The organism is Streptomyces sp. ATexAB-D23 (assembly GCF_000373645.1).
GTDB lineage: Bacteria > Actinomycetota > Actinomycetes > Streptomycetales > Streptomycetaceae > Streptomyces > Streptomyces castrisilvae.
This window is the reverse complement of the sequence record NZ_KB892013.1, coordinates 528712-542290: the sequence shown is the minus strand read 5'-3', so window position 1 is coordinate 542290 and position 13579 is coordinate 528712. Positions and strand designations below refer to the sequence as shown.

Here is a 13579-nt window from a genome sequence, read left to right as displayed (position 1 = left end):
AACACGCCCACGTCTTCGGTGTCGGACATGGCGCCCCTCCCATGATGTTGAACGTGCCGGCCTCGGCATCGGTGTCGTGCTCGCGCATCCACGTTATGCAGACCTGCCATNCGCGAGCTGTCCGGCGTTGCACCGGACCGGATGGCGGCCGGACCTCTGATCAGCGTCTCCGACGGCACCTCCCGGACCCGGTGACACCACCCCCCAGGTCATCGACTTCGACAGGGGGCAACAGTCATGCCGGGCCCGGAGGCCAGCGGCCCTCTTGCAGGGCCGCGAAGAAGATAACGGGGGCAGGGCTACTCCCGGACAAGGTCTGCGAGGGGTACACCGAGGGCTGCTGCGAGACGCAGAAGCATCGACAGCCGCGGGTCGCTGGTGCCGTACTCGATGCGGTGCACGGTCGGCTCACCTCCGCTCGCGCGGAGAGGACGACGAAGTGCCGCTTCGGCGGCTGTACGGGCAGGTGCTCTCCGCGCGAGCGGAGGTGAGCCGACCAGACAGTCTCGGTGACGGATGCGGAATTGGTGCTCTTTGTGCCAGGTGAAGCCACCTGCACCCCCAGGGGGATCATCCAGTCCCGCCCCGCCACACTGACCTGCTTGATCCTGCCGCGAGGAGATGCCCTGAGCCTCGCTGCCCACGGATCAAAAGCCGGTATCCGGCGTCGGCGCCGGGACGGCACCGTCGGCCGCTCACCTGCACTCGTTGCACCGCTCGCCGCGACCGTGCCTGGCCTCCGGCCAGCGCTGCTTCTTCAGCGCCCAGAATGCTTTTTCGTATGCCTGCCGGACCCGCAGGCATTCTTCCCGCTCCTCCCGGTCCAGATGCGACCAGCAGGCTCCGGGGTCGTTCGTACCGTATCCGCGCGGCCACTCCGCTGCCTGCCGCCCGCACACCCGCTGGTCATTCCTGCGGCGCACACACGTCGGCTTCGCATCGTTCAGCCGCCCACCCCATGGCGGGAAGGGGAAGCGAACCCAGTCGCTGGGGAGGACCCGGGTCCCGCCGGGCGCCGGCAGCGAGGTGTCCAGATGCACTCGTGCGGTGTAGGCCGCCGACCCGGGGAGCTGCCGGACTGTGGGTGGTCCGCTCGATGCCCATGTCGTTGCGAGAAGCTCGGCGATTCGCAGGAGGGCTGGCTCGTCGGCCGCGACGATGTCGACGTACCCCGTCCCGGGACCGGACAGATGCCTCGCTGTGTGGTCTTTCATGTCCTGGCAGACGGCTGCCGTCTGGCTGGGGTTACGGGCACGGCCGGTGAGACGTGAGAGGGTGCGGGGCATGAGTGATACACCGCCGAACACCCTGCAATACCGCTTTGACGGGCCAGAAGACGCCCCGGTCCTGGTCATCGGCCCCTCCCTCGGCACCACTTGGCCCAGGTTGTAGAAACCGTCCAGGGACGTCTTCGCCAGTCCAGGGCGTACACGAAACCGCAGGTCAGAGGGTTCTGATCTGGGAAGGTCTGACCAGTTGGTGATCGCTGTGTGATACGCGAGTGATACGACCAGGCGTCATCGAGGTCTGCCCTGGCGACCGAGGAACCCGCGTTGGAGCGGTTCGTGGAGTTCACCGACGCCTGCGGCGGGAAGTATCCGGCGATTGTGAAGCTCTGGGAGGCGGCCTGGGCAGAGTTCGCGTCCCTTCTCCGGTTCGACGTGGAGATCCGGAAGATCATCTGCACCACCAACGCGATCGAGAGCATCAACGCGCGCATCCGCAAGGCCGTCCGGGCCAGGGGGCACTTCCCCACCGAGCAGGCAGCCCTCAAGTGCGTCTACCTGGCCGTCATGAGCCTGGACCCCACCGGCACCGGACGCAAGTGCTGGACCATGCGCTGGAAGGCAGCGCTGCAAGCCTTCGACATCACCTTCGACGGCCGGCTCGCCGCCGGACGCCGCTGATCAAAACCAACCGAGTCCCACTGTTTACTACACAGACCCCTCGTCACCACCGCGTATAGCGTGCTGGTGAGCGAGGGCTTCTCTGTCAAGTTCAGCGCGCTGAGTTGAACTTGACTGAGGGCCCAGTCGCCTCCGCCCTTAGCTTGTGTGAGAAGCCGCAACCGCCAGGCTCACGATGCTCCGGTGCGCTTGGCGGTTGCGCTGGGCAGCGCGACCGGTGGTCAGCGGTTGTCGTCGAGTTCCTGGTGCATCTGGGGCTGGTCGTCCTGGTCGTGGGTGAGTGCGTACTGCTCGATCTCGTTGAATGCCTTCGAAGCGACTCCCAGGAGGTCTTTGTAGGGGTTGATACCGACGGTTCGCTGGGTAGCTCCGCCGAAGAGACCGCCGGCCGTTCCGCTGACGAGGCCGTGGCCCGCGGCAAGCGGCTTGCCCACGAGATCAATGGGGCTCTTAGGCACATCGGCCATGTCCGCGTACTTGTCGGTGAGCGCTACTCGGGTCAGCGCGATGTAGGCATCACTGGCACCGGGCTTCAGAAGGTCGCGGTAGAACTTGATGGCCTGGGCGGTCATGAAGACACCGTCGTCGCTCTTCTTCCATTCCTTGTCCCGCTCCTGGTTCCACAGCCGCTCGGCTTCGTCGGCATCCTTGGGCAGCTGCCATTTCTCCGGCGTGCCGAGGTAGTGGTTGACGTAATGCCAGGCGCACATGAAGCCCCGGGCGTCGTCGGCGGAGACATCGATGCCGAGGTTCCTCATGCCCTGCAGGATCTGAGTGCTGAAGACGCAGGCGGCGCCGGTGGTGTACTTCTGGGAGACCGGCTCGCCCCACTTGTCGTAGTCCCACTGGCCGCTCTGCTTGTGCAGTTGCCGTACCGAGGCGTGCACGAGGCGCACCTTCGTCACGGTGGCGGCCAGGGTCCCGTCGCGCATGGCGTTCTTGTTGCCCATGTCGAGGAACAGCCGGGAGGACTGCGACAGCCTTCGGCCCGGCCCCTCGACACCTCCGAGACGGCCGGTGGAGCGCAGGGTGAATGCCCCGGTGGGTGCGAGGTAGGTGCCGATGAGCCCGACGGTGCCCTGCAGCATAGAGGCGGTGCCGTGGTGGTGGCCGAAGAAGCCTTCGGCGGCCTTGACGTCTGCCTCGCTCCAGTCCGGCGGCGGGGCAGCTGCCTCCCGCAGGAATTGGGCCAGCCGAGCCGGAAGCCGTGACAGATCCGTGTCGGGCTTGAGCATTCCGATCGTCCGGAACAGGGCGTTGACCCCGTCGACCTCCCCGTTCTCGAGCAGATCGCTCACCAGCGCGTCAGCCGCGGGATCCCCGACCTTGCTCGCAGCCTCCAACTCGGCTGCAACCGTTGCGGATGTCAACGCCATATCAATACTCCCCATCTAATAATGAAATTGACCATGCAAGAGATATTTCCAGCGGCCAGACGTAATCCCCCCACTGGGGCTTCCCTTCGGTCTACGCGAAGTCCGTCAGCTTTCGCTCCTGCGGACTGAGCCATGGCGCCGAGGGGCGTGAGCGGTAGAGGGGACGGGGCAAGGTCACTCCCTTCGATCTTGCCGCAATTGGTGCACTGGGATGGTCGCCCAATAGGAGTAAAGGGGCGTGCGCCCCGCGTGAATCAGGGAGTACGCAAAGGCCGCGGCGTCGGTCGGCGGCGTGGCGCTGCTGTCGTTACCGAGACGCAGCAGGGCAGCCACCGGCTCTGCGGTGTCCTCCCGTTCGTGGTCAGCGAAGCCCTTCAGCGGGTGGCGTCCGTATGCCTTCTTCCAGGTCGTGGGTTGCGCCCTACTTGGCAGGGCGGGCTATTACAAGCACGCTGTCCGCCGTGGAGTGCCCCGAGCCAAACCGTGGGCCCGGTTCACCTCGGACGGCCTGCTTTGCTCGATCGGGTGGTCTTTTCCCGAAAAAGCAGTTCGCTACAAATCTGGCGTCAAGATAGCCCGCATGACTATCCGTCGCTGGGCCGCTGCCGCGGCCGCCATTCTTTCCGTCGCACTCCTGACAGGGGCCGCGCAAGCCGCACCCACCGCTGCCCCGTCCCCTCCGGGCCCGTCGTCATCACCAACGACGCCCACACCAACTACCTGATCCCCGACGACACGGTCGGCAACGCCGGCACCTACCTTCAGGTCTACTACCGGCAAGACCATCCGTTCCCGCGCACATTCCAGTTCGAGCAGGTGAACGGTCGTCCCGGAATCTTCCACTGGAAGAGCGCCCGTACCGGGAACTGCGCCGACGCCAGGGCCGGTGAGCCGGGGGGTTCGGTGTACCTGGCCGCGTGCACGACGAACAAGTCCCAATGGTGGATCCTCAGGTCCACCGACGAAAGCCCCGCACGGTGGGTTCTGTCGCCCTTCCTGAACGAGGACGTTGCTGTCACCGGCCTGTTCGGGGACGACAACTACGCACCACTGCGCGAACTGCCCAACCCCAACTCACCAACCACTTCGCAGATGTGGCACTTCACCCGGCAGTGACTGCACTGCCCTTCGGCGCTGCCTTCCGCGCAGGGCTCCGTCCCGCGCTGCGGCAGGGCCCTGAGCGGGAAGCCGGTGTCGGAGCGGCACGGTGATCGGCTGCCGGATGTGGGCCGCCGACGGCACGTGGGAATAGGTCCTGGCCTCGAAGTTGTATGACGGTCCACCGAGGGGCGGTGGACCGTTTTCGTGCTGCGGGCTGAGGCTGCACAGGCCGATGGCCCGAGCTTCTGCAACGACCTCGAACTCGACCGCGCCGCTGTGAGCGCCGGCCTCACCCTGCGCCACCGCAACGGCCGGACAGAAGGCGTCAATACCCGGACCAAGAAGTTCATGTGGCAGACGCACCGCCGAGCAGAAATCTACCTTCTCCGTCACCGCACCCTCCTGCAATAAGGAGAACGCACCGTCACCACCGACTACGGAACAGAGCCAAACGTTGGGCACCGTGATCACTTCATCCCGCCGACCGTGGACCGTGTAACGACCGGATTCACCGCCACATGCGCGCCGCGAACCGCCCAGTCGTACAGCCGGGCCGACGCCGCCAGGCCACGGTTCCAACGCGAGCCGCCAGGGCCCCCACCAGGGTAATCGTCAAGACCTGTGGATCGAATAGTTACGTAACGGGTGCTGATCGGAGTGGCCCGAACGGTTTCCCGCCCGGTCGCCCCGGCCTTCGGGACGGTGCCACACGCTTTGCTGCAAACTGGGAGCTGCCGGCAGCTGCGCTGATGAAGGAAGCCGCGCGTCGGCGCGTGGACCATGCGCGAGCGCGGCCGGCAGGACGTGCTGCGTCAAGGACGCCCGTGCACCCTGAGAGGCTCATCATCGATCGGGTAGGCGTCGGCAGTGCTCGACGAGCCGAGCTGCGGATGCATCGGGCCAGCCGGCTTCCCTCGGCTGTGTGAGATTTTGTGAGACGTGAGAGGGTGCGGGGCGTGAGTGATACACCGCCGAACACCCTGCAATACCGCTTTGACGGGCCGGAAGACGCCCCGGTCCTGGTCATCGGCCCCTCACTGGGTACCACCTGGCACATGTGGGACAGACAGATACCCGAGCTCACCCAGCACTGGAGAGTCTTCCGCTACGACCTCCCCGGACACGGCGGCGCGCCCGCCAGGCCCGCCAGTGCCGTGGCGGAGCTGGGCGACCGGCTGCTGGCCACGCTCGACGGGGTCGGGGTGCAGCGCTTCGGTTACGCGGGGTGCTCGATCGGCGGGGCGATCGGGGCCGATCTCGCGCTGCGGCACCCGCAGCGGGTCGCCGCGCTCGCGCTGGTGGCGTCCTCGGCCCGGTTCGGCAGCGCGGACGAGTTCCGTCAGCGCGGGGTCATCGTCCGTACCAACGGCCTGGAGCCCATGGCGCGCACCGCGCCGGAGCGGTGGTTCACGCCCGCCTTCGCCGCCGCGCAGCCCGCCATCGTCGAGTGGGCCGTCCAGATGGTGCGGACCACCGACCCGGGGTGCTACATCGCCGCCTGCGAGGCCCTGGCCGCCTTCGACATCCGTACGGAACTGGCCCGCATCCCGGTCCCCACACTCGTCCTCGTCGGGGCGGAGGACCGGGTGACCGGTCCCGGGGACGCGCGCACCCTGGTCGCGGGCATACCGGATGCCCGGCTCGCGCTGGTGCCCGGCGCGTCCCACCTCGCGCCCGTCGAGCAGCCCGGGGCGGTCACCGATCTGCTGCTGACCCACTTCTCGGCCGCCTGGCAGGACACACAGGCGGGCATCCCGATGCCGCAGTCCGTGCCCCGGCTCACCACCCCGGTGCTGCCCGTCGCGGAGATCGGTACGGCCGCCCAGGAACCGGAGGCCGTGGCCGGCGGACGGGCCGACCCGTACGCGCCGGGCATGCGCATCCGGCGCGAGGTGCTCGGCGACGCGCAGGTGGACGGGGTGATGGCGGCCGCCGACGACTTCACCGACGAGTTCCAGCAGCTCGTCACCCGGTACGCCTGGGGCGAGGTCTGGAGCAGGGAGGGACTGGACCGGCGTGCCCGCAGCACCGTCACCCTCACCGCGCTGGTCGCGTCGGGGCGGCTGGAGAGCCTGGCCGCGCACACCAGGGCTGCCCTGCGCAATGGGCTCACACCGGCCGAGATCAAGGAAGTGCTGATGCAGACGGCCGTGTACTGCGGGATTCCGGCCGCGAGCGCCGCGTTCACGATCGCCCAGTCGGTGATTCAGGCGGAAACGACGCCCCCGGCATAGCAGGATGGAACCATGACTGCCGAGAACTCCGAGAACTCCGAGAACTCCGAGAACGCCGAGAGCAAAGAGCCGATCGCGCTCACGCTGACCAAGAAGTCGCACTCCTGCATCCGCCTGGAGAAGGGCGGGCGCACGCTCGTCATCGACCCGGGCGGCTTCTCGGAGCGGGACGCGGCGATCGGCGCCGAGGCGATCCTGGTGACGCACGAGCACCCGGACCACTTCGACGAGGAGCGGCTGCGGGCCGGCCTGGAGGCCGATCCGGCCGCGGAGATCTGGACCCTGCGCAGTGTCGCCGAGCGGCTGGGCGCGGCGTTCCCGGGGCGGGTGCACACCGTCGGCGACGGGGACACGTTCTCGGCCGCCGGGTTCGACATCCAGGTGCACGGCGAGCTCCACGCGGTGATCCACCCGGACATCCCGCGCGTCACCAACATCGGCTTCCTGATCGACGGCTCCGTCTTCCACCCCGGCGACGCCCTGACCCTGCCCGGCCGGCCGGTCGACACCCTGATGCTCCCGGTGATGGCCCCCTGGAACAAGATCTCCGAGGTCATCGACTACGTCCGCGAGGTGAAGCCGCGCCGGGCCATCGACATCCACGACGCGCTGCTCACCGACCTGGCCCGCCCGATCTACGACCGGCAGATCGGCGAGCTGGGCGGCGCCGGCCACGGCCGGATGACACCGGGCGACTCGACGGACCTGTGACAGCCGCCGCCCCGGCGGCTGTCAGTGGCAGGCGCTAGGTTTACGTACATGCGCATCGCCACCTGGAACGTCAACTCGATCACCGCCCGTCTGCCGAGGCTGCTGGCCTGGCTGGAGAGCAGCGGCACGGACGTGCTGTGCCTCCAGGAGACCAAGTGCACGGCCGAGCAGTTCCCCTCGGACGCGCTCCGCGAGGCCGGGTACGAGTCCGCGGTCCACGCGACGGGCCGGTGGAACGGGGTCGCGCTGATCTCCCGCGCCGGCCTGTCCGACATCGTGACGGGCCTGCCCGAAGGACCCGCCTACGAGACCGCGCAGGAGCCCCGCGCGATCAGCGCGACGTGCGGCCCGGTGCGGCTCTGGTCGGTGTACGTGCCCAACGGCCGCGAGGTCGCCCACGAGCACTACGCGTACAAGCTGCGCTGGCTGGAGGCGCTGCGCAAGGCGGTGGCCGCCGACGCCGCGGGCCCGAGTCCGTTCGCCGTGCTCGGTGACTTCAATGTGGCCCCGACCGACGAGGACGTCTGGGACCCGGCCCTGTTCGAGGGGGCCACGCATGTCACCCCCGCCGAGCGGGATGCGCTGGCCGCGCTGCGCGAGGAGGGGCTGTCGGACGTGATGCCCCGCCCCCTGAAGTACGACCGCCCCTACACCTTCTGGGACTACCGCGAGCTGCGCTTCCCGAAGAACAGGGGCATGCGCATCGACCTCGTCTACGGAAACGCCCCTTTCACCGCCGCGGTGCGGGACAGCTACGTGGACCGCGAGGAGCGCAAGGGCAAGGGCGCGTCCGACCACGCCCCGGTGGTCGTCGACCTCGACCTCTGAGCGCCGCCTCCCGCCCCGGGGGAACGCGCGGTGACCGTGTGGTGTTCAGCACTCGAACGACAGGCCGCGCGCCCTGTGGTGCCGAAGCCGACCGGGATGCGACCCTGAGCGGTATGAACATCCCTTTCTTGGACAACTGGCGTAAGCGTCACGAGGGGGCGCGGGAGGCGGGGCTCGCGGCGGCCGTCGACGCCGATCCGGAAGGTGTGGCCGCGCTGCTCGCCGAGTGCGAGCTGCTCCGCGTCAGAGTGGGGGAGCGCGGCATCGAACTGGACGACAGTCCGGCCTCGTTGGCCGCGCTCGACCAGCTGCCGCCGCGCTGGCGCGACGACCCGGAGGAGCTGCCCTGGCTGGGCAACGACGCGGGCCTCTACCTCGGTACGGTCCTGGTGCGCAATGTCCCCGGGGCCCTCTGGCACATCTGGCCGAGCGGTCAGCCCGTCGTACGGCTCGCCTCGGGGCGTGAGATCGACGTGGTCGAGGCCGGTCTGGACTGGGCGATGTCCGGCAGCCCCGAGCTGTCCCAGGTGTACGCGGAGTCCGCCGAGGGCTGACCCGGCCGCCCGGCGGGACGCGCGAAGAGATAAAACGCCTTATGCACCATTGGTGCGTGTCGGGCCGGAACCCCCTTGCCGGGCTGGTTAGTTTGCGCTGACCTCGACCGAGCGACAAGGGGGTAGGGCAGCGTATGGCCGTCGATCCGTTGATCGAACTGCGAGACGTCAATAAGTTCTACGGGAAGTTGCACGTACTGCAGGACATCAATCTCACCGTCGGCCGCGGGGAGGTGGTGGTGGTCATCGGCCCGTCCGGCTCCGGGAAATCGACGCTCTGCCGGACGATCAACCGGCTGGAGACGATCGAGTCGGGCCACATCACCATCGACGGCGAACCCCTCCCCGAGGAGGGCCGAGGTCTGGCCCGGCTGAGGGCCGAAGTCGGCATGGTCTTCCAGTCGTTCAACCTCTTCGCGCACAAGAGCGTGCTCGCCAACGTCTCCCTGGCCCAGGTCAAGGTCCGCAAGCGGAAGAAGGACGAGGCCGACCAGCGGTCCCGGGAACTGCTGGAGCGGGTGGGACTCGCCGAGCACGCCGACAAGTTCCCCGCCCAGCTCTCCGGCGGACAGCAGCAGCGCGTGGCCATCGCCCGTGCCCTCGCCATGGATCCGAAGGCCCTCCTGTTCGACGAGCCGACCTCGGCCCTCGACCCGGAGATGATCAACGAGGTCCTGGAAGTGATGCGGCAACTCGCCCGCGAGGGCATGACGATGGTCGTCGTCACCCACGAGATGGGTTTCGCCCGCTCTGCCGCCAACCGCGTCGTGTTCATGTCCGACGGCTGCATCGTCGAGGACCGCACCCCGGAGGAATTCTTCACCGCCCCGGAGAGCGACCGGGCCAAGGACTTCCTGTCCAAGATCCTCAAGCACTGACGGGAGGCCCGAGTTGCGTACGAGGAAAGTGCTGGCCGCCTGCGCCGGCCTGCTGCTCGCCGTCCTCGCCGCCGGCTGCGGCAAGGACGGCAGCCCGCCGGTCAAGGGACCCAAGGCCGGGGAACTGCCCGTCTACAAGGTCGACACCGGCTTCCGGCTGCCGGACTCCAGGACCTGGACGCAGGCGAAGAAGCGCGGCTATCTGCGGGTGGGGGCCAAGGAGGACCAGCCCTATCTGGGTGAGAAGGACCCCGCGACCGGCGTCTACTCCGGCTTCGACATCGAGATCGCCCGGATGATGGCGGCGTCCCTCGGCTTCGACCCGAAGACGATCCGGTTCAGGACGATCGCCTCCGCCAACCGTGAGACCGCGCTCCAGAACGGGCAGATCGACTACTACGTCGGCACCTACACCATCAACGACATGCGCAAGAAGCTCGTCGGCTTCGCCGGCCCGTACTACATGGCGGGTCAGGGGCTGCTGGTGCGCACCGACGAGGACGACATCCACGGCCCCCAGGACCTGGCCGGCAAGACGGTCTGCTCGGCGGCGGGTTCGACCCCGTACCAGCGGATCGCCGCCGACTACCCGAAGGCGAAGCTGGTCGCCTACGACACGTACTCGATCTGTGTCGACAACCTGCTGACGTTCCAGGTCGACGCGGTCACCACCGACGACGCGATCCTGCTGGGCTTCGCCGCCAAGGCGCCCGATGAGATGAAGGTCGTGGGCAAGCCGTTCTCCGAGGAGCCGTACGGCATCGGGGTCCCGCGCAGCGACAACGCGCTGCGCCTCGCGCTGGACGACGCGCTGGAGGCCAACGAGAAGAACGGCAACTGGAAGAAGGCGTTCGAGGCGACGCTCGGCCTGTCCGGCGCCCCCGCGCCCAAGCCGCCGCCCATCGACCGCTACCCGGCGAACTGAGAGGACGGCCGATTCCATGGACGTACTCACCGACAACTTCTCGCTCTACGGCAAGGGCTTCCTCGGAACCGTCGAACTCACCGTCTACGCCTCGGTCCTGGCGATGGTCCTCGGCTTCGTCATGGCCTCCTTCCGGGTGGCTCCCGTCGGCTCGCTGCGGGTGATCGGCACGGTCTGGGTGACGGTCCTGCGCAACACCCCGCTCACCCTGCTCTTCTTCGCCGTGCTCCTCGGCCTGCCCCGCTTCGGCCTGGTGCTGCCGTTCAACGTGTTCGCGGTCCTGGCGCTCGGCTGCTACACCTCGGCGTTCATCTGCGAGGTGCTGCGCTCCGGCATCAACACCGTGCCCACCGGGCAGGGCGAGGCGGCCCGCAGCCTCGGGATGACCTTCGGCCAGACCCTCGGCAACGTCGTCCTGCCGCAGGCGTTCCGCTCGGTGATCCCGCCGGTCGGCTCCACGCTCATCGCGCTCGCGAAGAACTCGGCGATCGCCGGGGCGTTCAGCGTCACCGAACTGCTCGGCACCTACAAGACCCTCAACGAGCTGGGCTACAGCATCATCTGGACCTTCGTCTGGATCGCCGTGGGATACCTCATCATCACCCTCACCATCAGCGCGCTCTTCCACGTCATGGAAAAGCGCTGGGGAGTTGCCCGATGACCGCCCACTCCACCCCCTCCGCGACCGTCCTCTACGACATCCCGGGACCGCACACCCGTAAACGGCACCGCGTCTACGGGATCGTGTCGACCGTCCTGCTCCTCGCCCTGGTCGGCTGGGTCATCTATCTGCTGTTCGACACCGACCAGTTCACCAGCGCCAAGTGGTCGCCCTTCGAGTACAAGGGCATCCAGGAACTCCTGCTGCGCGGACTCGGCAACACCCTCAAGGCGTTCGCGTACGCCGCAGTCCTCTCGCTGGCGCTCGGGGCCGTCCTCGCGGTGGGGCGCCTGTCCGAACACCGCCCGGTGCGCTGGGTCTCGACGGTCCTCGTGGAGTTCTTCCGCGCCATGCCCGTCCTGGTGATGATCTTCTTCATCTTCGTGGCGCTGAAGGTGCAGCCGCTGCCCGCGCTGGTCGCCGGGCTCACCCTGTACAACGGCTCGGTGCTCGCCGAGGTGTTCCGTACCGGCATCAACTCGGTGGAGCGGGGCCAGGGCGAGGCGGCGTACGCGCTCGGCATGCGCAAGACGCACGTCACCACCTACGTACTGGCGCCGCAGGCGGTCCGCGCGATGCTGCCCACCATCATCAGCCAGCTGGTGGTGGCTCTGAAGGACACCTCGCTCGGCTACCTGATCACCTACGAGGAGTTCCTCCACGCGGGCAAGCTCATCGCCTCCAACCTGGACTACGATCTGCCTTTCATCCCGGTGGTGATGGTGATCTCACCGATCTACATCGGGATGTGCATGCTGCTCTCCTGGTTCGCCACGTGGGTGGCCCGGCGGCAACGGCGCAATCCGAAGACGGAGGCGGTGGGCGTCGGCCAGGCCCAGCCGGGAACGCTGATGCCGGGAGCGCGGTAGTCACGGGAGCGGTGCCCGACCGGCAGCAGCCGGTGATCACTTCTCGCGCCGCGGGAAGAAGGTCAGCTGCGAGCCGGCCGGGCCGTCAGGCGAGTGCGCTCTTCGCCTGCCAGTCGGACCAGGAGACATTCCATGCCCCGTAGCCGTTGCCCTCCGCGACCGTGCCCTTGGCGTCCGCGCCGGTGATCTCGAACGGGTCACCGACGTGGGCCTGCCGGTAGAGGGACGCCGCGTCCGCGTCGCTCATGCCGACACACCCCGAGCTGTGGTTGGCCCGCCCGAAGTACGCGGCGTTCCAGGGGGCGGCGTGGGCATACATGCCCGACCAGGTCAGCCGCATCGAGTAGTCGACCATCTTGTCGTAGGTGTGGCCCAGCCCCACCGTCTCGGAGCGCATGTTGATCGTGCCCTCCTTCGCCATCAGCACGGCCGTGCCCCGCCACGACGCCTTGTCGCCGCCCGGCGTGCCCGCCGACATCGGCACGTCCATGACCGTCCGGCCGTCCCGCCGCAGCGCCAGCCGGTGGCGGTCCAGGTCCACCTTCACCACCTGGCTCGCGCCCACCGTGAACGTCGTGGCGTAGTCCCGTACGAAGAAGCCGCCCGAGGGGCCCGAATCGACGCCGTTCAGCTCGGCGTCGAGCGTGATGCGCGTACCGGACTTCCAGTACTCCTTGGGGCGCCAGTCGACGCGGTCGCGGCCCGAGTAGTCGCGCAGCCACCCCCAGGAGCCCTCGGTGTTGTTCGAGGTGGACACCTTGAGCGCCTTCTCGACGGCCGCCCTGTCCTTCACCGGGTTGTCGAACACGATCGACAGCGGCTGGGCGATGCCGACCGTGGTGTTCTTGCCGGGCGCCAGCGTCAGCTTGTTCACCTTCGCCGCCGCGGCGGTCGTGAACGAGGCCGTGTCGCTGCCGCCTCCGGTGTCCCGCGCCTCGACGCGGTACGCGGTGCCGGGCGCCGCCACCCGGTCCGAGGTCCAGGTCCGGCCGTCGGCGGATATCCGGCCGGTGAGCGCCTTGCCCTCCGTGGCCGAGACGGTGACCTCGCGCAGCTTCCCGGCGGCCAGGGTCACGGTCACCGGCTTGCCCGCGGCGGCCGCGGGGCCGTGCGGGCTCACCGAGATGCTGGTCCGCGCGGCCTTCGAAGGACCGGAGTCCCCGCCCCGGCCGGCGTCGGCCCGGCCCGATGCGGCGACGCTTCCGGAGCAGGCCGTGAGAGCGATGCCGAGCACCGCGGTGCCGGCGGCGAGGGCGAGCCGGGCGGGGCGCGGCGGGCGCGCCGGCGCGACAGAGGCGGGAATCGCGGGAATCAACGGAGGAACCTCCAGGGCTTTGCTCGTTCGTCGGTGGAGAGGCATGCGGCGGAGCCTAAGTTCCGTAAATCCGTGGAAAAGCAGGAAATCCCTGTGTGACAAGAAGTGCGGCGCAACGGTCATCGTCCGGTCACATGCGGCGCGCGGACCGGTCACGGACCGCTGTGAGCATCCTGTGCAGCCCCGCAGAGCAGACCGCGGGACCCACGAGGGAAGGCCA

At 68.4% G+C, this 13579-nt stretch carries 13 protein-coding genes and 2 pseudogenes; 11 read left to right on the top strand and 4 right to left on the bottom strand.

What is annotated here, in order from left to right; genetic code table 11:
- Positions 1-299 precede the first annotated feature (299 nt).
- Positions 300-401 carry a helix-turn-helix domain-containing protein gene (locus B082_RS40505; protein WP_199783801.1) on the bottom strand — a complete coding sequence of 34 codons (102 nt, stop codon included), beginning with the start codon at positions 399-401 and terminating at the stop codon, positions 300-302.
- Between the two features lie 294 nt (positions 402-695).
- Positions 696-1214: a DUF6207 family protein gene (locus B082_RS40500; protein WP_420707682.1), complete on the bottom strand. Its 519-nt coding sequence runs from the start codon at positions 1212-1214 to the stop codon at positions 696-698.
- Between the two features lie 327 nt (positions 1215-1541).
- Between B082_RS40500 and B082_RS0115465 the strand changes: the two are divergent.
- Positions 1542-1907, top strand: a pseudogene (locus B082_RS0115465) (transposase); the annotation flags it as partial.
- 221 nt (positions 1908-2128) lie between these two features.
- On the opposite strand, the gene B082_RS0115460 reads toward B082_RS0115465, so the two are convergent.
- On the bottom strand, positions 2129-3283 hold the full coding sequence (locus B082_RS0115460) for an oxygenase MpaB family protein (RefSeq protein WP_234018160.1): 1155 nt from the start codon (positions 3281-3283) through the stop codon (positions 2129-2131).
- A 525-nt stretch (positions 3284-3808) separates the two neighbouring features.
- On the opposite strand from B082_RS0115460, the gene B082_RS36145 reads away from it, so the two are divergent.
- The 10 genes and pseudogenes from B082_RS36145 (at position 3809) to B082_RS0115410 (ending at position 12044) form a co-directional block, all read left to right on the top strand.
- The gene (locus B082_RS36145) at positions 3809-4399 is read left to right on the top strand and encodes an RICIN domain-containing protein (RefSeq protein WP_199783800.1); all 591 of its coding nucleotides are present in this window, start codon (positions 3809-3811) and stop codon (positions 4397-4399) included.
- Positions 4400-4624: 225 nt separating this feature from the next.
- Positions 4625-4795: pseudogene (locus tag B082_RS0115450) on the top strand (ISL3 family transposase); the annotation flags it as partial.
- 545 nt (positions 4796-5340) lie between these two features.
- Positions 5341-6618, top strand: coding sequence for an alpha/beta fold hydrolase (locus B082_RS0115445; RefSeq protein ID WP_018552714.1), 1278 nt, complete (start codon positions 5341-5343; stop codon positions 6616-6618).
- Positions 6619-6630: 12 nt separating this feature from the next.
- Positions 6631-7329, top strand: a complete 699-nt coding sequence (locus tag B082_RS0115440; protein WP_018552713.1) for an MBL fold metallo-hydrolase — start codon at positions 6631-6633, stop codon at positions 7327-7329.
- 48 nt (positions 7330-7377) lie between these two features.
- Positions 7378-8157: an exodeoxyribonuclease III gene (locus B082_RS0115435; RefSeq protein WP_018552712.1), complete on the top strand. Its 780-nt coding sequence runs from the start codon at positions 7378-7380 to the stop codon at positions 8155-8157.
- A gap of 113 nt (positions 8158-8270) precedes the next feature.
- Entirely contained in the window at positions 8271-8711 is a 441-nt protein-coding gene (locus B082_RS0115430) for a DUF6278 family protein (RefSeq protein ID WP_018552711.1), read from the top strand.
- A gap of 134 nt (positions 8712-8845) precedes the next feature.
- Positions 8846-9589: an amino acid ABC transporter ATP-binding protein gene (locus B082_RS0115425; RefSeq protein WP_018552710.1), complete on the top strand. Its 744-nt coding sequence runs from the start codon at positions 8846-8848 to the stop codon at positions 9587-9589.
- Between the two features lie 13 nt (positions 9590-9602).
- Positions 9603-10514, top strand: a complete 912-nt coding sequence (locus tag B082_RS0115420; RefSeq protein ID WP_026249819.1) for a glutamate ABC transporter substrate-binding protein — start codon at positions 9603-9605, stop codon at positions 10512-10514.
- 16 nt (positions 10515-10530) lie between these two features.
- Entirely contained in the window at positions 10531-11175 is a 645-nt protein-coding gene (locus B082_RS0115415; RefSeq protein ID WP_018552708.1) for an amino acid ABC transporter permease, read from the top strand.
- On the top strand, positions 11172-12044 hold the full coding sequence (locus B082_RS0115410; RefSeq protein WP_018552707.1) for an amino acid ABC transporter permease: 873 nt from the start codon (positions 11172-11174) through the stop codon (positions 12042-12044). The genes B082_RS0115415 and B082_RS0115410 overlap by 4 nt, the downstream gene beginning before the upstream one ends.
- An 85-nt stretch (positions 12045-12129) precedes the next feature.
- Here the strand turns inward: B082_RS0115410 and B082_RS0115405 are convergent, their stop codons facing one another.
- Positions 12130-13404 carry a L,D-transpeptidase family protein gene (locus B082_RS0115405; protein WP_051094621.1) on the bottom strand — a complete coding sequence of 425 codons (1275 nt, stop codon included), beginning with the start codon at positions 13402-13404 and terminating at the stop codon, positions 12130-12132.
- Positions 13405-13579: the final 175 nt, after the last annotated feature.

Coding starts and splice junctions, on each gene's coding strand:
- B082_RS40500 (WP_420707682.1), bottom strand. CDS start 1,214: ATGAAAGACCACACAGCGAGGCATCTGTCCGGTCCCGGGACGGGGTAC.
- B082_RS0115460 (WP_234018160.1), bottom strand. CDS start 3,283: ATGGCGTTGACATCCGCAACGGTTGCAGCCGAGTTGGAGGCTGCGAGC.
- B082_RS0115440 (WP_018552713.1), top strand. CDS start 6,631: ATGACTGCCGAGAACTCCGAGAACTCCGAGAACTCCGAGAACGCCGAG.
- B082_RS0115435 (WP_018552712.1), top strand. CDS start 7,378: ATGCGCATCGCCACCTGGAACGTCAACTCGATCACCGCCCGTCTGCCG.
- B082_RS0115430 (WP_018552711.1), top strand. CDS start 8,271: ATGAACATCCCTTTCTTGGACAACTGGCGTAAGCGTCACGAGGGGGCG.
- B082_RS0115425 (WP_018552710.1), top strand. CDS start 8,846: ATGGCCGTCGATCCGTTGATCGAACTGCGAGACGTCAATAAGTTCTAC.
- B082_RS0115415 (WP_018552708.1), top strand. CDS start 10,531: ATGGACGTACTCACCGACAACTTCTCGCTCTACGGCAAGGGCTTCCTC.
- B082_RS0115410 (WP_018552707.1), top strand. CDS start 11,172: ATGACCGCCCACTCCACCCCCTCCGCGACCGTCCTCTACGACATCCCG.
- B082_RS0115405 (WP_051094621.1), bottom strand. CDS start 13,404: ATGCCTCTCCACCGACGAACGAGCAAAGCCCTGGAGGTTCCTCCGTTG.